Annotated in this window: 18 protein-coding genes; 7 read left to right on the top strand and 11 right to left on the bottom strand. The window is 46.5% G+C overall.

Going from position 1 to position 18,484, the window contains the following annotated elements:
* Positions 1-10: 10 nt before the first annotated feature.
* Together C1G49_RS02495 and C1G49_RS02490 are read right to left on the bottom strand one after the other, a co-directional pair.
* Positions 11-949, bottom strand: a complete 939-nt coding sequence (locus C1G49_RS02495; RefSeq protein ID WP_105124475.1) for a serine hydrolase domain-containing protein — start codon at positions 947-949, stop codon at positions 11-13.
* Positions 946-1,680, bottom strand: a complete 735-nt coding sequence (locus C1G49_RS02490) for a CppA N-terminal domain-containing protein (RefSeq protein ID WP_105124474.1) — start codon at positions 1,678-1,680, stop codon at positions 946-948. Before C1G49_RS02490 ends, C1G49_RS02495 begins: the two co-directional genes overlap by 4 nt.
* A gap of 181 nt (positions 1,681-1,861) precedes the next feature.
* Here C1G49_RS02490 and C1G49_RS02485 point away from each other — a divergent pair, with 181 nt between their 5' ends.
* Positions 1,862-4,132, top strand: coding sequence for a Xaa-Pro dipeptidyl-peptidase (locus tag C1G49_RS02485; RefSeq protein WP_105124473.1), 2,271 nt, complete (start codon positions 1,862-1,864; stop codon positions 4,130-4,132).
* Positions 4,133-4,173: 41 nt separating this feature from the next.
* Here C1G49_RS02485 and C1G49_RS02480 read toward each other — a convergent pair whose 3' ends face one another.
* Positions 4,174-5,343 carry an SIS domain-containing protein gene (locus C1G49_RS02480; RefSeq protein ID WP_105124472.1) on the bottom strand — a complete coding sequence of 390 codons (1,170 nt, stop codon included), beginning with the start codon at positions 5,341-5,343 and terminating at the stop codon, positions 4,174-4,176.
* A gap of 220 nt (positions 5,344-5,563) precedes the next feature.
* On the opposite strand from C1G49_RS02480, the gene C1G49_RS02475 reads away from it, so the two are divergent.
* Positions 5,564-5,863, top strand: a complete 300-nt coding sequence (locus tag C1G49_RS02475; protein ID WP_105124471.1) for a YbaB/EbfC family nucleoid-associated protein — start codon at positions 5,564-5,566, stop codon at positions 5,861-5,863.
* A 43-nt stretch (positions 5,864-5,906) separates the two neighbouring features.
* On the opposite strand, the gene C1G49_RS02470 is transcribed toward C1G49_RS02475, so the two are convergent.
* On the bottom strand, positions 5,907-7,667 hold the full coding sequence (locus C1G49_RS02470) for a glycerophosphodiester phosphodiesterase (protein ID WP_105124470.1): 1,761 nt from the start codon (positions 7,665-7,667) through the stop codon (positions 5,907-5,909).
* A gap of 79 nt (positions 7,668-7,746) precedes the next feature.
* On the opposite strand from C1G49_RS02470, the gene C1G49_RS02465 reads away from it, so the two are divergent.
* Positions 7,747-8,295 carry a GNAT family N-acetyltransferase gene (locus C1G49_RS02465; RefSeq protein ID WP_105124469.1) on the top strand — a complete coding sequence of 183 codons (549 nt, stop codon included), beginning with the start codon at positions 7,747-7,749 and terminating at the stop codon, positions 8,293-8,295.
* Between the two features lie 193 nt (positions 8,296-8,488).
* On the opposite strand, the gene C1G49_RS02460 is transcribed toward C1G49_RS02465, so the two are convergent.
* Positions 8,489-8,986 (bottom strand): DUF536 domain-containing protein, encoded by a 498-nt coding sequence (locus C1G49_RS02460; protein WP_105124468.1) that lies wholly within the window; start codon positions 8,984-8,986, stop codon positions 8,489-8,491.
* A 163-nt stretch (positions 8,987-9,149) separates the two neighbouring features.
* Between C1G49_RS02460 and C1G49_RS02455 the strand changes: the two genes are divergently transcribed.
* From C1G49_RS02455 to ald, 4 genes are all read left to right on the top strand, one after another.
* Positions 9,150-10,322: an NAD(P)/FAD-dependent oxidoreductase gene (locus C1G49_RS02455; protein WP_105124467.1), complete on the top strand. Its 1,173-nt coding sequence runs from the start codon at positions 9,150-9,152 to the stop codon at positions 10,320-10,322.
* A 94-nt stretch (positions 10,323-10,416) separates the two neighbouring features.
* Positions 10,417-11,115, top strand: coding sequence for an ATP-binding cassette domain-containing protein (locus C1G49_RS02450; RefSeq protein WP_105124466.1), 699 nt, complete (start codon positions 10,417-10,419; stop codon positions 11,113-11,115).
* Between the two features lie 9 nt (positions 11,116-11,124).
* Complete coding sequence (locus tag C1G49_RS02445; protein ID WP_105124465.1) at positions 11,125-12,747, top strand: hypothetical protein; 1,623 nt, start codon at positions 11,125-11,127, stop codon at positions 12,745-12,747.
* 104 nt (positions 12,748-12,851) lie between these two features.
* A complete protein-coding gene (gene ald, locus C1G49_RS02440) occupies positions 12,852-13,949 on the top strand; it encodes an alanine dehydrogenase (RefSeq protein ID WP_105124464.1) in 1,098 nt (365 codons plus the stop codon).
* A 120-nt stretch (positions 13,950-14,069) separates the two neighbouring features.
* Here the strand turns inward: ald and C1G49_RS02435 are convergent, their stop codons facing one another.
* The 6 genes from C1G49_RS02435 to tsaB all read right to left on the bottom strand — a co-directional run bounded on the left by C1G49_RS02435 (position 14,070) and on the right by tsaB (position 18,325).
* A complete protein-coding gene (locus C1G49_RS02435; RefSeq protein WP_105124463.1) occupies positions 14,070-15,092 on the bottom strand; it encodes a YeiH family protein in 1,023 nt (340 codons plus the stop codon).
* A 9-nt stretch (positions 15,093-15,101) separates the two neighbouring features.
* Entirely contained in the window at positions 15,102-15,425 is a 324-nt protein-coding gene (locus tag C1G49_RS02430) for an AzlD domain-containing protein (RefSeq protein WP_105124462.1), read from the bottom strand.
* Entirely contained in the window at positions 15,412-16,113 is a 702-nt protein-coding gene (locus C1G49_RS02425) for an AzlC family ABC transporter permease (protein WP_105124461.1), read from the bottom strand. Before C1G49_RS02425 ends, C1G49_RS02430 begins: the two co-directional genes overlap by 14 nt.
* A 94-nt stretch (positions 16,114-16,207) precedes the next feature.
* Positions 16,208-17,215: a tRNA (adenosine(37)-N6)-threonylcarbamoyltransferase complex transferase subunit TsaD gene (tsaD, locus tag C1G49_RS02420; protein ID WP_105124460.1), complete on the bottom strand. Its 1,008-nt coding sequence runs from the start codon at positions 17,213-17,215 to the stop codon at positions 16,208-16,210.
* The gene (rimI, locus tag C1G49_RS02415) at positions 17,205-17,645 is read right to left on the bottom strand and encodes a ribosomal protein S18-alanine N-acetyltransferase (RefSeq protein ID WP_105124459.1); all 441 of its coding nucleotides are present in this window, start codon (positions 17,643-17,645) and stop codon (positions 17,205-17,207) included. The genes tsaD and rimI overlap by 11 nt, the downstream gene beginning before the upstream one ends.
* Entirely contained in the window at positions 17,642-18,325 is a 684-nt protein-coding gene (gene tsaB, locus C1G49_RS02410) for a tRNA (adenosine(37)-N6)-threonylcarbamoyltransferase complex dimerization subunit type 1 TsaB (protein WP_105124458.1), read from the bottom strand. The genes rimI and tsaB overlap by 4 nt, the downstream gene beginning before the upstream one ends.
* Between the last annotated feature and the right edge of the window lie 159 nt (positions 18,326-18,484).

The raw sequence follows: 18,484 nt of genomic DNA, 5'->3' as shown, positions 1-18,484 counted from the left end.
AACCTTCTGTCTAACACTCATCCTCCAAGACCTGACGAATCAGAGCCATGACTTGGTTTCTATCTAGTTTCCACTGGGCACGGACATCCTTTTCAAAAGTTCGATTCGAAAGGAAAATAGCCGCCTTTTGCAAGGGACGATTGTACATGATAAAGGTCCCCGTATAGCCCGTATGGGACAACCAGTCCCCCTTTTTATCCCAGGCCAGCGACCGCTTGCGCTTGTCATCAAAGCCGTAGTCCTGATTCAAATTCGCCGCAAAGTCCTCGGTCAGATAGCGCTCCAAAAAGATTTCCAAATCCTTGACGGTCGAAAAGAGACCCGCACTACCCGCATGGACACCCAAGACACGCGCCTTAGGATCGTGCACCAGACCTGCTTTTACGCCACGTACCGTCGGCACCGCCTGACTGACAGGACCATAGGAGGTTTGGGACATGCCAAAGGGCTCTAGAACGCCTTGACTGATTAGCTGGTCCAGATTAGCTCCACCCAGTTCCTCCAACAAAAAGCCCAGCAGGAGAAAATTGATGTCTGTGTAGAGAAATTCTTTCTTGTCCGTCACCCTAATCTTCAAAATCGCTTCTTTGAGTTGGTCGGCATCCAGACTATCCCGATTGGGAATGAAGGGGTCAATACCGCTGGTGTGGGTCAATAATTGCCGGATGGTCACCTGACTATTCTCAAAAGCAGGATAGTAAGACTGCAAGGTCCTATCTAGCTCCAAAGCTCCGCTATTGATCAAAAAAGTCGCAAGAGTGCCTACACCAACCACCTTGGATACGGAGGCCAAATCATAGGTCAAACCCGCCTCTACTGGCGTCTGACCATCTTGAGTCCCCAGATAATACTCCTGCCACTGTCCCCTAGAAAAAAGAGCCAGACTGGCACCAGGATAGACTCCTGCTACAATCTGCTCTGAAATCTTGTCTAAAATTATTTTTCTCATTTTTCAAACCACAATTCAATACCACTCGGATCAACCGTTTGGATAAAGGTTTCTTTTTTGTCTTTAAAGAAGGGACCTTCCAACTGGCTTTCCAAGTTTGCCCAGTCAAAATCCTGCTCGACAGGAAAACGCAAACTGTCCAAGTCCCAAACCTGATCCGCAGGGGTTACTAGATCTTCACCTTCTGCTCCCACAAAACGCAAAAAGTCTTGTTCAGGTAGGATTGCCTCATAGAAATCTTGGCTAACGCTGGCTTGTGGACTATTGATCCACACTGATTCCACCACAAAAGCAGTCAGACCTGAAAAATCAGCTTGACCAGTAAAGTGAACTGGGGGAAGAATAGCCGTCAAATCCTCGATAAACTGTTCTGCATGGAGCAAGAAAGTATCTCCCTCTGGAGAGATAGCCTCAAATCCAAACCCAGCTTTTCCTTTATAGAGCTTGGTAAACACTGTGCCTCGAGCTAACAAAGCTTCAATGTCACTAGCCTGCTCAACCTTTACCACCAGTTTATTTAATTTTTTTAGTCCCTTGACAGCCCGAGTGCGATTACCCGGCGACTCCATCAAAACCAATTTTGTTGCAGAACTGGTTCTATCGCCAAAATCAGCAAAAGGACCGTCTTCTAATTTCACTTTCATTCCTAGTTGATCTTCTAGGAAGGCTTGATTGATACCACGATTATTGACACGCAATACAGGCACAATCACATCATTTTTTCTCAACACGATAGTCACTCTCTCCTCAATAAATACTAGAATATTGTATAAAAAAAATCACTATTTTACAACTAATTATACTGTCATTTTCTACATAGATATACTGAGGTTCCAACAAATCTTAGACAAAGCACCTCTTATCAGCTATAATAATAAGTACAGACTACTAGCAGAAAAAAGAGGAAAAGCTATGCGTTTTAATCAGTTTTCTTTTATAAAAAACGATGTACCTGGCTCTTTGGAGGAGCTAATCAATCTTGGTTTCGCATTGCAGAGCGACCACAGTCAGAAGAAAAATCTGGAAATCTTTGTCAGAAAGTGCCATTTTTTAACAGCCAATACTGACTTTGCCCTATCAAACATGATCGCAGACTGGGATACAGACCTGCTGACCTTCTTCCAGTCTGACCGTGAGTTGACTGACCAGATTTTCTACCAAGTTGCCTTTCAGTTGCTGGGCTTTGTGCCTGGTGTGGATTATACAGATGTCATGGATTTCGTGGAGAAAAGCAACTTCCCAATTGTCTATGGGGACATCATTGACAACCTCTACCAGCTCCTCAATACTCGCACCAAGTCTGGAAACACCTTGATTGACCAGCTGGTCAGCGACGACCTAATTCCTGAGGACAATCACTACCACTTCTTCAACGGCAAGTCATTGGCGACCTTTTCAACCAAAAACCTCATTCGTGAGGTGGTCTATGTCGAAACGCCTGTCGATACGGCTGGGACTGGCCAGACTGATATTGTCAAGCTGTCCATTCTCCGTCCGCAGTTTGACGGGAAAATCCCTGCGGTCATTACCAACAGCCCCTATCATCAAGGGGTTAACGATGTAGCTAGCGACAAGGCCCTGCACAAGATGGAAGGGGAGTTGGCGGAAAAACCAGCTGGCACCATTGAGGTCAAGCAGACCAGCATCACCAAGCTAGACTTGGACCAGCGAGAGCTGCCCGTCAGCCTTGCCATCGAAAAACTAGGCCACATTACTTCTTACTCCCTCAATGACTACTTCCTCGCTCGCGGCTTCGCCAGCCTCCATGTGTCTGGTGTCGGCACCCTGGGCTCGACGGGCTACATGACATCCGGCGATTACCAGCAGGTGGAGGGCTACAAAGCGGTGATTGACTGGCTGAACGGTCGCACCAAGGCCTACACAGACCACACTCGCTCGCTAGAGGTCAAGGCTGATTGGGCCAATGGTAAGGTAGCGACGACGGGACTGTCTTATCTCGGTACCATGTCCAATGCCTTGGCAACAACTGGCGTGGACGGATTGGAAGTCATCATCGCAGAAGCAGGGATTTCCTCTTGGTATGACTACTACCGTGAAAACGGGCTGGTGACCAGCCCTGGTGGCTATCCAGGAGAGGACTTGGACAGCTTGACCGCCCTGACCTACTCCAAGAGTCTGCAAGCAGGTGACTTCCTCCGCAATAAAGCAGCCTACGAAAAAGGACTGGCTGCAGAACGTGCTGCCCTGGACCGCACCAGTGGCGACTACAATCAATACTGGCATGACCGTAACTACCTGCTCCAGGCTGACAAAGTCAAGTGTGAGGTGGTCTTTACCCACGGCTCACAGGACTGGAATGTCAAGCCAATCCATGTTTGGAATATGTTCCATGCCCTGCCAATTCACATCAAAAAGCACCTCTTCTTCCACAACGGTGCCCACGTGTATATGAACAACTGGCAATCCATCGACTTCCGTGAGTCCATGAACGCCCTGCTCAGTCAAAAACTGCTGGGCTACGAGAATAACTACCAACTGCCAACGGTCATCTGGCAGGACAACAGCGGTGAGCAAACTTGGACAACCTTGGACACCTTTGGCGGTGAAAATGAGGCTGTCTTGCCACTAGGTACTGGAAGCCAGACCATCTCCAATCTCTATGCCCAAGAAGATTTTGACCGCTACGGCAAGTCCTACCCAGCCTTCCACCAAGACCTCTATGCAGGCAAGGCCAACCAAATCAGCATGGAACTGCCTATAACGGAGGATCTCCTGATTAACGGACAGGTCACGCTGAAACTCCGTGTATCTTCTAGTGTAGCCAAGGGCCTCTTATCTGCTCAGCTATTGGACAAGGGAAATAAAAAACGTCTAGCCCCAATCCCAACGCCAAAAACGCGGTTGAGCCTGGACAACGGCCGCTACCATGCCCAAGAAAATCTAGTGGAGTTGCCCTATGTGGAGATGCCACAACGCTTGGTAACCAAGGGCTTTATGAACCTGCAAAACCGTACCGACCTGATGACTGTCGAGGAAGTGGTGCCTGGACAGTGGATGAATCTGACCTGGAAACTGCAGCCAACCATTTATCAGCTGAAAAAAGGAGATATGCTAGAACTCATTCTCTACACGACAGACTTTGAATGCACTGTTCGGGATAATAGTGACTGGACTATTTCGATTGATTTGGACCATTCAACCATCCATCTCCCAAGACCATAAGACAAGAAAACGAGCTGCTCTCGCAACTCGTTTTTAACTGCCTATTTTTCCAAAGGATGAATAATTACACCCTGCACCACACGGTTTACGGTGCCTGTTGGGGATGGTGTATCTGGTAAGTTCTTACACTTGATGGCTGCCATGATAGACACTGTCTGTGCAAAGATGATGTAAGGGAAGGTCAGGAAGACATCTGGCAGGTCTGCTCCGCCTTCTGCCAAGACAAAGTTAGCTGCCTCTGTACCGGCTAGTTTATCAGCTGACAAGGCTACAATCCGCTCGGCAATGCCATCAGCATGAACTTCATTGAGCAAGTCCACATCGTACTGGCGTGTGTAAGTATCATTTGATGCAAGAAGGAAAATCAGAGTCTTGTCGTTGATAAAGGATTTAGGTCCATGACGGAAACCAAGCGGTGACTCGTACATGGTCGCAATCTTACCTGCTGTCAGCTCCAAAATCTTGAGCTGCGCTTCGTGGGCTACCCCATAGAAGCCACCCGAACCAAGGTAAATCACTCGTTCAAAATCTAGATCAACAAGCTCTTGTACATAATCCTCACGGTCCAAGACATCTTGACCCAGACGGGCAATGGTATCGACCCAAGCAGTTTTTTCTTCTTGGCTAGCTGGTGAGAAGACAAGCAGAGCAGTCAAGGACATACAGCTGTATGAGCCTGTCATGGCAAAGCCCTTATCGTTTGAACCCGCAGGCTGCAAGAGCAGGAGATTTTCCGCATCTCCTTCAGCCGCTAGTGCCAGCTTACCTTCTGGTGCACAGGTAATAGTCACTTGGTAAAGCTGATCAACCAATTGCTTGGCAACTTCTACTGCTGCCACACTTTCTGGTGAATTGCCTGAACGGGCAAAGGATACCAAAATAGTTGGTACATCTGCCTGTAAATAGTCATGTGGACGACCAACCAATTCAACCGTACCAATGGCAGAAAAACGGATATGCTTCAAATCATTGACTTGATTGAGATAGTTGGCAATACTTTGACCAACAAAGTCTGAAGTTCCAGCACCCGTAAAAATAACATGAACAAAATCATGCTTATCCTTGATAGCCTTCAAGAAGCCCTCAATCTTCTCAAGCTGGTCAAGATAGAGTTGATGAGCCTCTTTCCACAAGCCAGGCTGTTGGTAAATCTCAGTGGCTGTGATATGGGCCCCCAATTTTTCTAATTCTTCTTTTGCTAAACGGAACATAGCTCCTCCTTGTTTTTCTGGTTATAACCAGTTTTTCTTTTATTATACAAGAAAGTGCTTACAAAGTCAAATTAAAATAGATTGATATATGTAATTTGTTGCTTGCTAAAAATGCATCTCCCCAGTGTACCCAACCAGGACATCTATCTAAATTAAAGAAAAAAACTGAAAAACATGCTATAATACTTCCATATCACTATTTATGGAGGAATATTCCCTTATGATGAACATGCAACAAATGATGAAACAGGCTCAGAAGCTTCAAAAGCAAGTGGAGCAGAGCCAGGCTGAATTGGCAGCTACTCAATTTACCGGTAGCTCTGTGCAGGACTTGGTCACTGCTACTTTTACTGGCGATAAAAAGTTGGTTTCGATCGACTTCAAGCCTGAGGTGGTGGATGCTGACGATCTTGAAACCTTGCAGGATATGACTATCCAAGCAGTCAATGATGCTCTTTCAAAAATTGACGATGCCACTAAGAAAAAATTGGGTGCCTTTGCTGGTAAATTACCATTTTAAGACAGAAAAAGACGCGATTGGGCTAGGCCCTCGCGTTTTTTGCTTATTCAAAATGATAGAGTAAGGATTGAAATTGTAGGAAAAAGAGGTCAGCATACCTGTGGTGAACCTTAACATCTTCCAGCAAGGCTTTCAATTCCGTCATATTGTCCGTTATGATACCATCCACCTGCAACATGACCATCTTTGTCATGGTTTCCTCATCATTGGCTGTCCAAGCATAAACAGATTTTCCCTTAATCCATGACTTTAGGATAAAGTTTTGATCCAAGGATGTATATTCCATGGTGTAGCCATCTGCTACTGTCGTGGGATAAATGGAGTTGAAAGGGAGGATGAAGAATGATACCAGCTTTTTACTGTACTCTTTGACTTCTATAATTGTTTTGTAATCCAGAGATTGAATTTGATGCCCCTTGGCTAACAAACGTTGTCCGTATTTTTTCAGGAGATTCTTGGTCAAGTCTGGCGAATCCTGCTTGGTTACTTTGATTTCCACCAATAATTTTTGCCCTAAGGCATCCGCCCTATCAAGATAAGTATCAAAAGAAGGGACTGGAGCTGTCATACCATTTTCGGATGCAGTCATGGCAGTCATCTCTGCTAGGCTATAATCATGTGTACCTCCGGGATTTCCCGTCAAAGCCATCAAGTCTGTATCGTGCATGACCACAAACTGACCGTCCTTGGTTTCCTGAATGTCCATCTCAATGTAGTCCGGCTGGAGCTGAGAGGTTGCTTCCAGAGCCTCAATCGAGTTCTGCACGGCATTTCCAGCGTCCACCCCGCGATGGGAAATGGTCACCGGTAGGCTATCAAAGGGATAGTGAAGGACCAGACCGCCCTGCATACCAAAAACCAGACTAGACACTGCCAAGATGGTCAGTCGGAGGCGATGACGGAGCCGTTTCCGTCGGTAAGAAGGTAGTTTCGTGCCCGTCACATAGCTGATAAAGCCAATCATGAAGAGGGAAACCACACCGTAGTAGAGCAATTTGAGGAGAATATAGCAAAAGACGGCTAGGAGAAATGACAGCTGAGGAGCTATTTTTTCGACTACTAATTGCAGTTCGTAAAGCAAGGTGCCGCCGATTGAGAACAGAAAGACCGGAAGGGTCACCAGCCAGAATAATTTACCCATGGAACGGACCTGCTGCCAACCCCTTGTCCTCTCCCATGAATAAGCGATGGACTCTTTGACGCTCCTGTGTTCAAAATAAATCTTGGGCAGGGCGTACATGAAGCGAGCCGCCAACCAAAAGAAGAGTATAAAAGAGAGGAAAATCAAGACTGCCAGCCACAAAGTATTGGAAAAATGGTCAATCAAGAACTGGGGAACCACAATCTTATTAAAATAGTAGATATTTAAAATCCGTCGAAGAAAGGGCAGGAGAATGACCGAATAAAAGAGGAGAAAAAGCACCTTGGGCACACTACTATGTCTGATAATATCCAGCATACTGTCCCTCATATCCCTCACATAATCCGGGAAATGCTTAACCCTCTGGTCTAGAAGCTGTCCTACTCCGGAAAATAGCAGAGCAAGTTCCAAGTAGGCTATGGCTAGATTGACGAGGAATAAAAGGATAAAAAGACCTGTCACCAAGATATTTTCAGAGAGAACGGAGAAAAAATTTGTCGGAGACAGATAAGCATGACCCGTCATGGCCAACAATCCTTCGGAAACCCAGGAATTTAGCGGTATCCAAATAAACTCCATCACGGAAAAGAGGGTAAAAAAGAGCAGTAAAATCTTATCTAAATTGTAATACACTTTCTGGAATGTTCGTCGTATCTTTTTCATATACCTAGTTTCCCATATTCTACAAGGAATTGCAAGGGTGTCGTAAATATGCTAGACTAGGAAAATAAGGGAGGTACTCATGATTACGATTGCACCTATGAATGAAAGCTATTTACATAGACTTTGGGAGATTGGTTACCGTCAAGCCGCACCCCGCTGGAAAGAATTTGCGGCCCCCTATTTTGATGACTACCAGGCCTGCGCTACTTTTGAAGACTTTCAAGCACTAGAACTCTACCAGTGGTTACAAAAAGAGTGCGTTAGGGCCATCCTGGTGAACCAACAACCTATCGGCTTTGTTTCATATTACTGGGAATGCAAACCGACACGCTGGTTAGAAATCGGAATAGAAATCCATGATGATAAGGTCTGGGGCAAGGGATATGGTACCGCAGCCCTTGGGCTCTGGATTGATACCATTTTCCAGCAATTTGCAGAATTAGAACACATCGGATTAACCACCTGGTCTGGTAACAAGGGCATGATGCGGACTGCTGAAAAATTAGGCATGACCAAGGAGGCCCAAATCCGAAAAGTCCGCTACTGGCAAGGCCATTATCACGATTCAGTCAAATATGGAATTCTGAGAAAAGAATGGCTAGAGAGAAAGAAAAAATCAAGTTCATAAGAGCTTGATTTTTTACTGGCTTAGTTGGTTTTTTCAGTTCTTGGCGCGGGCTGAAACAGTCTATCCCCAGACTGTTTCACTCCCCGGACCTTTACTCACCTTCTTGTTTCCGAGCTCATGATAAAAAGGTCCACTGGACCTTAATTCGCCTTCTTGTTTTCAAGCTCATGATAAAAAGGTCCACTGGACCTTTTTATTTTCTCCCAAACAATCGTGCAAAGAAGCCTTTGGTTTGGACGCCTTCTGCCTGAGCCTTGACTTCTTCCAGCTCTAGCTTGAGGACATCCTTGTCTGCCATGGCTTTGAGGGTCAATTGCTGCTGTTGGTCAATCTGCTTATCCTTCTCGGCAATCTGGATATCTTTGACCCGCAACTGTTCATCCTTTTCAGCTAGCTGCTTGTCCTTGGCCTTTAGTTGACTATATAGACGGATAATCTCAGAATTCTTCTCGTCCACCAGAATTTCCATCATTTCGCGGTGCTTAACTTCGTCGCTAATCGGCTCATCTTCAAAAATCGTCGTCTTATAGATTTTTTCTAGCTCAATCAAGCCAGCACGATTGACAACCGTTACACCTTTATCATTTTTATCTACAAATTCTTCCGGAAGTGACTTTACACGATTATTCATAGCCTGGCGGCTCACTCCCAAAATCTCAGCTAATTCGCTGACTGTTTTTTCGATTCCCATAATATCCTCGGTACTTAGATTTCTCATAGTTTGTATCATTAAAATATTACCACAAAAGCCCAAGTTCTGTCAAATTATGGGGAATTTTCGCCTAAAAATTCATGGTTTATCTTTCGAGAAATTACTCACATCCACCTCCGCTATTTTGTGGTACAATAAGGACATGAATACAGTAGATACTATTATTATCGGAGCGGGGCCTGCGGGCATGATGGCTGCGATTTCTTCCAGTTTTTACGGCAAGAAGACCCTACTCCTCGAAAAAAACAAGCGTTTGGGCAAGAAACTATCTGGCACAGGCGGCGGACGTTGCAATGTGACCAATAACGGCACCTTGGAAGACCTGCTGGCTGGCATTCCCGGCAATGGCCGCTTTCTTTACAGCGTCTTTTCCCAGTTTGACAACCATGACATCATGAATTTCTTTCAGGAAAACGGGGTCAAGCTCAAGGTGGAAGACCACGGCCGTGTCTTTCCGACTACCGACCGCTCCCAGACCATTATCAAGTGCTTGGAGATGAAGATGCTGGAAAATGGCGTGGACATCCGTACAGGGACTGAGGTGGTTTCCGTCCGCAAGATTGATGAACTCTTCCATGTCAAGACCAGCGAGGAAACCTTTACGGCACCCCAGCTGATTGTCACCACCGGCGGCAAGACCTATCCTTCTACTGGCTCAACCGGTTTTGGACACGACATTGCTCGCCACTTCAAGCTGGAAGTTACAGAGATTGAAGCCGCAGAAAGCCCTGTCCTGACCGACTTCCCCCACAAGAAACTCCAAGGCATTTCCCTGGACGACGTCACCCTGACCTACGGCAAGCACATCATCACCCACGACCTGCTCTTTACCCACTTTGGCCTGTCGGGACCCGCTGCCCTTCGTCTGTCTAGTTTTGTCAAAGGCGGCGAAACCGCATTTCTCGATGCTCTGCCGACCCATTCTGAACAAGATTTGTTTGAGCATTTAGAAGCCAACAGGGAAAAATCCGTCAAGAATGCCCTTCGAGAACTCATGCCAGACCGCCTAGCCGACTTTTTCGCTGAAAACTACGACTGCAAGGTCAAACAGGTTCCTCAAAAAGACCTGACCCAGCTAGTCACTCTGCTCAAAGCCCTGCCGATTAAGATTACAGGTAAGATGTCCCTGGCCAAGTCCTTTGTGACCAAGGGAGGCGTTGACCTCAAGGAAATCAACCCCAAAACCTTGGAAAGTAAGAAAATCCCTGGCCTCCACTTTGCCGGTGAGGTCTTGGACATCAATGCCCACACAGGTGGCTTTAACATCACCTACTGTCTGGCAACTGGCTGGGTGGCTGGAAGTTTGCATTATTAGTTTTTACATCAAATTCAAGCAAAAATCTGCTTGAATTTTTTTGTTTTTTATTGTATGATAAATCCATAACAATATAACAAAAAGGAGATTGGCTATGCAACTGAAACTATCTTCTGTTTCCAAGAAATTCGACCATAAAATCATTTTGGAAGATACTTCCTTTACCTTCGAACAAGGCAAGATTTACGGGTTGCTAGGGCGGAATGGGGCTGGTAAGACAACCCTGTTCAACTGCATTGCCCGCAATCTGACCTTGGATAGTGGCAATATTCAGTTTGTAGAGGGCGAGGAAGTCCTTGACTACGATAATACGGACATCGGTTTTACCCAGACCTATCCGCAACTGCCTGCCTTTATGACGGCCTATGAGTTTGTCCGTTTCTATATGGATATTCACAAGGATAAGCTCAAATCTCCTCGCAGTCCAGAAGAATGGCTGAACTTAGTCGGTATCGGAGAGGAAGACCAACATCGCCTGCTCAAGGATTTTTCCCACGGTATGCAGAACAAGGTCCAGTTGCTCCTGTCCTTGATTGTCCAGCCACCTGTTCTTCTCTTGGATGAGCCACTGACTTCCTTTGACCCTGTGGCAGCCCACGAGTTTAAACAGCTGATTCGAGAGGCTAAGAAGGATTCTGTTGTCATCTTTTCTACCCACATTTTACAGCTAGCTCAAGATCTCTGCGACGAGATTGTTTTGCTCCATCACCAAGAATTGCAAGCAGTTCCGAGTGACAAGCTCCACGATCCTGATTTTGAACAGGAAGTGGTTGCCTTGCTGACAGCAGACTAGGAGGAGCTTATGAAAACCATTCTACGTTATTTTTGGTATCAGGAAAAGTACAACCTCTATCGGACCGTCAATGGATTTTTCTACTATTTGCGAAAACTGCCACTTGTTGGCAAGAGCATTCCAGAGAGTATTTTCAAGTCTTACAGTTTTAAGTCCGATCTCTTTTTATTCCTACACATTCTGTCTATTCCCAGTCGCTTTCTTGTCAAGGGTTTGTGGCTGGCCTTGAATTTCTACTTTGCTTCCTTTTGGATGAATATCTTAGCCAGTGAGGAATTGACCTTTTGGAATATTCTTCCAGGAACCTGGCTCCTTGGCTTTTCTCTATGGCTGGTCTTTGTTGGCTATGCCAATCGGTTTGGCAAGGGATTTGTGCCTTTTATCGCTAAGTCCGAGCGGGAATTCATGCAAAATTTTGGACTTTCCCAATCTAGTTTTCTCCAGAGTCAACTCTTTGTAGAGCCCATTATCACCAGTCTGTTCTACCTGCCTGCCCTGCTGATTTTTTCTAGCCTGTCAGGAAATTGGCTCTATCTACCTCTAGGATTACTGACCATTCCAGCAGGAAGTTTTACTGGACAGGCTCTCAATCGAGCACTATTCAACAGAGGTGTTTTGGCACGTAGAAACTCTTGGCAATCTTGGGTCATCGTAGGAATTGGTATCGTAGCAATTGGCTGCCTTATCCTTTTCCACAACCATCTGTCGCCCATCTTTTTACTGCCTGTCCTTGTCTGTCAGGTCTTGCTCATTTGGTTTGGCTATCGTTATTTGAAACAACAGACCAACCACCTAGACTATCTCCAATATTGCATGGATCAGTCCTTGCAGATGGATCAAAAAATCTTTGAGATGACCAAGGGTAATGAATATACTCGTCAGGGTTTGCAGATGCAGGCAAAACTGAATATGGAAACAGGAAAAGACCTGTCCCACCTGTCTGGCATGACCTACTTAAACGCTCTGCTATTTGACCGCTATCGTTCTGTCCTTACGAAAAAACTGCATTTTCGCTTGGGTTGTCTTTTGGCTATTGTCCTTTTTAGTGAAGGAATTCGTTGGTTCTCAAAAGATGACATTCAGATAAGCAATACCAACTATATCGAGGGACTGCCTTTTGCTTTCATGGTCATGTATGCCGCCTCCATGGGTAAGGCTGTCGCACAGATGGTCTTTGTTAATTGCGATATTTCCATGCTCCACTATCCATTTTACCGCGAAGCAAAAACCATTATTGCAGGCTTTCATTATCGTTTTCTGCAAACTGTAAAATTAAATGCTGCATTCTCAGGATCTCTATTATTAGCCCTCATCATCTTTACTAGAGGGCAGCTACCTATTGCAACCTATCTCCTAACTGCTCTGCTCCTGCTGAGTCTAACAGCCCTATTTTCCTTCCACGATCTCTTTATCTACTATATTCTCCAACCCTTTACCAAGGACATGGAGGTTGTCAACCCAGTCTATAAATTTCTCAGTGGAGCTCTCTACTGGGTAGCCTACCTCAATACCCAGCTGGACCTGGGCAGTCACACCTATATCCTGCTGGTTTCTCTTGCCATGATTGCCTATGTCAGCATCGGCTACTGGATTTTATTGAAAAAAGCGCCGCAGACCTTTAGATTGAAATAATAAGTAACACTATTTTTATGGAGTATCTAGGTCTAGTCTTTTCAAGAAAGCGCTTTTATGATAAACTATAAGAATACTACATTTATTAAAGGAGAATATTTGTTATGATTATTGGTGTTCCTAAAGAGATTAAAAACAATGAAAATCGTGTCGGAATCACACCAGCAGGTGTCCTGAGTTTTACACAAGCAGGTCACGAAGTTTGGGTAGAAAAAGGAGCAGGTCTTGGATCTGGTTATAGTGATGCAGAATATGAAGCACAAGGTGCCATTCTCAAAAATACTGCCGAAGAAACCTGGGCAGCCGATATGGTGCTCAAGGTTAAAGAACCACTAGAAAGTGAATACACATTCTTTCGTCCAGGCCTGTTACTCTTTACCTATCTCCACCTAGCTCCTGCACCAGAATTGACACAAGCCTTGATAGACGGCGATATGATTGCCATCGGCTACGAAACAGTTGTTGATCATGGGACACTTCCTCTCCTAAATCCTATGAGTGAGGTTGCTGGTCGCATGGCAACACAATTAGGCGCCCAATTCCTTACCAAGATTGAAGGTGGTTCGGGTATTCTACTAGGTGGTGTTCCTGGGGTCAAAAAAGGTCATGTGGTGATCATCGGTGGCGGAAATGTCGGTGTCAACGCTGCGCAAATGGCTGTCGGACTTGGTGCAAAAGTGACGATTTTAGATATCAATCCAAAACGTCTGGCTGAACTAGACGCCCAATTCGATGGCAAGGTTCAAACTCTCATGTCCAATACACTCAATATTACTGAAAGTGTAAAAGATGCCGATCTATTGATTGGGGCAGTCCTTATCCCTGGAGCACGCGCACCGAAATTAGTGACCAAGGAAATGGTTGCTAGTATGAAACCTGGCTCTGTCATCATCGATGTTGCTGTAGACCAAGGTGGTATCATTGAAACAGCCGACCGTGTCACCACACATGACAATCCAACCTATCTAGTAGACGGAGTTGTTCACTATGCGGTTGCCAACATGCCTGGTGCTGTTGCTCGTACATCCACTCAGGCACTCACAAATGCCACCCTTCCTTACGCTCTCGAATTAGCCAATAAGGGAGCAGAGCAAGCTATCGCTGACAGCACAGCCCTACGAACAGGCCTAAACATCTATCGTGGAAAAGTAACCAACCAAGCCGTTGCTGCTTCGCTTGGACTTGCCTATTCAGACATCTAAATCTAGCAATCATTACAAACGCAAATTCTTTTCCAGTTACTATTTATGCTTAAGTCAAATAATTAACTGGTCTATATAAACAAAAAAATCCTAGCTCCAAACTAGGATTTTTCTATTTTATTACCAAATTCCCAAAATTACCTGCCAAACCAGTGTCAGCACCATCACTCCCAGCCAGCAAACCAGTCCGACCAAGAGTGCAGCTCTGCCATTTTTCACCAAGGAAAATAAATTGGTCCGCAAGCCAATAGCAGCCATGGCCATACAAATGAGAAACTTGGACAGGGTTTTGAGCGGGCCAAAAAGATCCGTCCCCAATCCAACATGACCTGCCATTGTAGTCACCAGACTAGCCAAGATAAAATAGAGGATAAAGGTCGGAAAACTTGCCAAGAGGGACTGCTTGTCTGCCTGAACTCCCTTTCCTCGAGCCTGCCAAATCGCCAAAACCGACGTAATGGGAATAATTGCCAGAGTCCGCGTCAGCTTGACGGTCACTGCCGTGTCCAAGGTCTGACTGCCCAGTCCGTAAAGGCTGTCCCAAGTGGCTGCTGTCGCGGTGACCGACGAGGTGTCATTGACCGCCGTTCCGGCGAAGATCCCAAAGGCCTGACCCGAATCGGTCGAAAACCCAAGCCAAGTTGCCAAAGTCGGAAAAATCAAAGCCGCCAAAACATTAAAGAGAAAGATGACTGAGATAGCCTGAGCCACATCCTCATCATCTGCCTGAATAACGGGAGCTGTCGCCGCAATGGCAGAGCCTCCACAGATAGAGGTCCCTACGCCAATCAAGGTCGCCAGATGAGATGAAATGGGCAAGATTTTCCACATCAGGAATGCCAAAATCAAAGCAAAACTGATGGTTGACAGAATAATCGGTAGAGATTGGCGACCGACTGCCAAGACCGCAGATAAGTTTAATCCAAATCCCAAACAAATCACCGCATACTGCAAAATCTTCTTAGAGGTAAAGGTCAAGCCTGACTGAAATGAATTTTTCCTTGAAATGTAAGAATGCAGGCTCATCCCGATTAGAAGGGCAAAAACGGGCCCACCCACTACTGAAAACCAACTTCCTAAGCACCAGCTTATTCCAGCCAAGACTATACAAAGTACCATACCTCTGGCATTTTCCTTTACCATAAGTCCCTCCTAAAAAAGCAAGCGGAGGGCAGCAGTCGTCAGAACGCCAACCAGGACAGCCAAGAGGATATTTTTTGTCTTCAAAACCACCCAGAAGGTCGGAAGGAGGGCTAGGCTTTCGACAGGGAGCAGGCTAGGTAGCGAGCCCACTTCTTCGTCCATGATGCTAGAGAGGGTCAGGGCAAAGATAATGGTGATGGGTAGAAAGCTGAGAAATTTCACCAACTTTGGAGGCAGGGATTTGTTCTGTGTCAGGACAAAAGGCAGGACGCGTGGCACCCAAGTCACTAGGGCCGCTGCTAGAATAATCAATAGAATACTAGTTTTTATCATCAATCATCACCCCCACAAAACAACCCAAAATCGTCGCCAAGAGCACAGCAACATAAGACGACACTAGCACAGACAGGCCGACATAGGCTAGACCAACCGCCAGCAAAATCAAGCCGATTTTTTTCAAAGGAATAGTCCGAGCCATCGCCTCTAGTTGCCCTGAGAAAATCCCGACGAACATAGCGACCAAGGCAAAGTCCAACCCAAATTGCTCAGGATTTGGAATAAGACCACCAATCAGATTGCCTAGAGTCGTAAATGTAACCCAAGAAGCGTAGCTCGCAAAGTTGTTGCCGTACATCCAGCTTGGTGCAATCTTCTTGTCCTCAATATGCTTACGGAGCAGCACCGCATAGGACTCATCCGTCACAAAAGAGCCAATCAGGATATTAGACCCCAGACTGTTGCCCTGAAAAATGGTCGTCGTATGGAGGCACATGAGGAAATTCCGCAGGTTGACAAAGAAAACCGTCACTGCAATGGACACCAAGGGCGCCCCTGCCAAAATCATAGCACACATAACAAACTGGGCACTTCCTGCATAGACCAAAAGGCTCATCAGCCCCATGTCCACCGCAGAAATGCCGGAGTTAACCGATACCACACCGCAGGCTAGGCCAATACTAGCATAGCCCAGAGCTGTGGGAATAGCGTCCCGCAGACCCTCACGAAAATCCTCTTTTTTCATCTTCTCTCCTTTGAAAAGCAAGTTATATCATTCTAGTATAGAGGACAAGCCCCCCTCCGTCAACAGAAAAAGTCGCTTTCGCGACCCATCTTTCTTACAAATTCTCAAAAGCCAGACTGGGCTTGGCATTGAGGTCCCAGCCAGCGAAGTTTTCCTTATTGTACTCACTGACCGCTGCCAAGGCAATCATGCCTGCATTGTCACCGCAGAGGCGAAGCGGGGGAATGATAACCTCCACATCGGTGATTTCAGCAGCCAATCGCTCTCGTAAGCCCTGATTAGCTGCCACACCGCCCGCCACCACCAAGGTCTTGACAGGGTATTGCTCCAAAGCCTTCTTGGTCTTGGCCATGAGAATGTCCATGACACAGGCTTGGAAGGAAGCTGACAGGTCCGCATTGGACAAGCTTTCCCCTTTTTGCTGGGTATTGTGGTAGAGGTTGATAAAGGCGGATTTCAAACCTGAGAAAGAAAACTCCAGATTATCTTCCTTGATCATAGCCCGTGGGAAGTCATAAATGTCCTGCCCCTCATGTGCCAACTCATCAATCACCCGACCAGCTGGATAGGGCAGACCCATGACCCGTCCCACCTTGTCATAGGCCTCACCGACCGCATCATCTCGCGTTTCGCCGACAATCTTGTAGTCGCCCGCCTCTGAGACATAGACCAACTCCGTGTGCCCACCGCTGACCAAAAGGGCCAAGAGCGGAAACTCCAATTCCTTAACCGCACGCGCCGCCATCAAATGCCCTGCCATGTGGTTGACAGGAATGAGTGGCAAACCATTAGCCCAGGCAAAGGCCTTGGCAGCCGAAATCCCGACTAGCAAGGCGCCGACCAAGCCAGGCCCATAGGTCACAGCCACAGCCGTCAGGTCCTCTGCCGTCACCTCTGCCTCCAACAAGGCCTCCTCGATACAGGTCGTAATCACTTCTACATGGTGACGGCTGGCCACCTCAGGCACCACCCCACCAAACCGCTGGTGGCTGGCAATCTGGCTGGCAATGACATTGGACAAAAGCTCCGCCTCATTTCGCAAAACAGCCACCGAGGTCTCGTCACAGGAGGTCTCAATCGCCAAAATCAATCTATCTTTCATCACGTTCTCTCTTCATTATCACCGCGTCCTCGACAGGATTACGGTAGTAGTCTTTTCTTTTTCCTATTTTGGTAAAATGCTGGCGTGTATAGAGGGCCTGAGCTGCGCTATTGGACTCCCTCACTTCGAGGAAGATGTCCCCATCCCAGTCCATCACAGCAGCCATCAGTTGACTGGCGATTCCCAACCTCTGAAAATCAGCCCTAACAGCAATCTGCAAGATTTCCATCTCATCCAGCACCGTCTGCACAGCCAAAAAACCGACTAGCTCCTGACCCTCATAGGCCAGATAATAATCCTCATCCTGACTAGCCATGCTAGAGGCAATCTGCTCTACAGTCCATGGAGATTGGTCATAGACCGACTGCATAACTGCCAAAACAGCCCCTGCCAGATTTTCCTGACCATCGTAGTGTTTAATCTCTATCATACACGCTTGATATAACTTTCTGAACCAGCTTGGTTGTCCTTGAGCCAGTTCTCCTCTGCCTCTACTCGCTTGAGATAGCTAGGCTCAAAGCTGGTGACATCTACCGCTGGCAAGTCTTGACCAAGCACCGCCAGCTGATAGGCAGACGGCAGACTAGTTTGGTAATGGGCAGTTGGCAGAGCTTGCTCGATTTGATTGATAAAGTTTTCTACTTCTCCGACAAAGGTGATGTTTTCCTTGCCAGACAGGCTAGAAAGCAAGTCATCAAAAGACCAGTACTTATCTTCCTCAACTGCTCTGCCATTTTCATAAAAACCTGCATAGACGCAGTTACGGCGGGCATCGATGACGGGCACCACCAGACCCGTCAGGCTAGGGGGAACCAGGGACTGAAGACTGGATAGCCCCACCAAGTCAATCTTGAGAGTGTAGGCCAGGGTCTTGGCAGTCGCCACCGCCACCCGTAGACCCGTGTAGGAGCCTGGCCCCTGAGCGACCACAATCCTATCCAAGTCTTTGGGCGTCCAGCCTACCTGAGCCACCAAAAAATCGACCACAGGCATGAGGCTGATACTATGATTTTTCTTAACGGCCAGCAGGGTTTCCGCCTGCAAACGACCGTCCTCCACCAAGGCCACCGAAAGAGCCTGATTGGAGCTGTCCAAAGCTAGTATTTTCATCTTTTTCTCTTTCCTTACAATACTACCTTCTATTGTATGCTAACTTGGGGAATTTTTCAAATATAGAAAACCTCCTATGAGTATAGGAGGCAAAAAAATCTCATCAAAAATGAATACTACCGAAATATCCCAGTGTAACAAACAGCATCAACCAGATTG

The organism is Streptococcus suis, from assembly GCF_002960625.1.
Lineage (GTDB): Bacteria > Bacillota > Bacilli > Lactobacillales > Streptococcaceae > Streptococcus > Streptococcus suis_T.
This window is presented reverse-complemented; position numbering and strand designations above follow the sequence as displayed.

Bases quoted from the DNA above. Each gene is read 5' to 3' on its own strand.
- C1G49_RS02495 (WP_105124475.1), bottom strand. From the start codon at position 949: ATGAGAAAAATAATTTTAGACAAGATTTCAGAGCAGATTGTAGCAGGA.
- C1G49_RS02485 (WP_105124473.1), top strand. From the start codon at position 1,862: ATGCGTTTTAATCAGTTTTCTTTTATAAAAAACGATGTACCTGGCTCT.
- C1G49_RS02480 (WP_105124472.1), bottom strand. From the start codon at position 5,343: ATGTTCCGTTTAGCAAAAGAAGAATTAGAAAAATTGGGGGCCCATATC.
- C1G49_RS02475 (WP_105124471.1), top strand. From the start codon at position 5,564: ATGATGAACATGCAACAAATGATGAAACAGGCTCAGAAGCTTCAAAAG.
- C1G49_RS02470 (WP_105124470.1), bottom strand. From the start codon at position 7,667: ATGAAAAAGATACGACGAACATTCCAGAAAGTGTATTACAATTTAGAT.
- C1G49_RS02465 (WP_105124469.1), top strand. From the start codon at position 7,747: ATGATTACGATTGCACCTATGAATGAAAGCTATTTACATAGACTTTGG.
- C1G49_RS02460 (WP_105124468.1), bottom strand. From the start codon at position 8,986: ATGGGAATCGAAAAAACAGTCAGCGAATTAGCTGAGATTTTGGGAGTG.
- C1G49_RS02455 (WP_105124467.1), top strand. From the start codon at position 9,150: ATGAATACAGTAGATACTATTATTATCGGAGCGGGGCCTGCGGGCATG.
- C1G49_RS02450 (WP_105124466.1), top strand. From the start codon at position 10,417: ATGCAACTGAAACTATCTTCTGTTTCCAAGAAATTCGACCATAAAATC.
- C1G49_RS02445 (WP_105124465.1), top strand. From the start codon at position 11,125: ATGAAAACCATTCTACGTTATTTTTGGTATCAGGAAAAGTACAACCTC.
- ald (WP_105124464.1), top strand. From the start codon at position 12,852: ATGATTATTGGTGTTCCTAAAGAGATTAAAAACAATGAAAATCGTGTC.
- C1G49_RS02435 (WP_105124463.1), bottom strand. From the start codon at position 15,092: ATGGTAAAGGAAAATGCCAGAGGTATGGTACTTTGTATAGTCTTGGCT.
- C1G49_RS02430 (WP_105124462.1), bottom strand. From the start codon at position 15,425: ATGATAAAAACTAGTATTCTATTGATTATTCTAGCAGCGGCCCTAGTG.
- C1G49_RS02425 (WP_105124461.1), bottom strand. From the start codon at position 16,113: ATGAAAAAAGAGGATTTTCGTGAGGGTCTGCGGGACGCTATTCCCACA.
- tsaD (WP_105124460.1), bottom strand. From the start codon at position 17,215: ATGAAAGATAGATTGATTTTGGCGATTGAGACCTCCTGTGACGAGACC.
- rimI (WP_105124459.1), bottom strand. From the start codon at position 17,645: ATGATAGAGATTAAACACTACGATGGTCAGGAAAATCTGGCAGGGGCT.
- tsaB (WP_105124458.1), bottom strand. From the start codon at position 18,325: ATGAAAATACTAGCTTTGGACAGCTCCAATCAGGCTCTTTCGGTGGCC.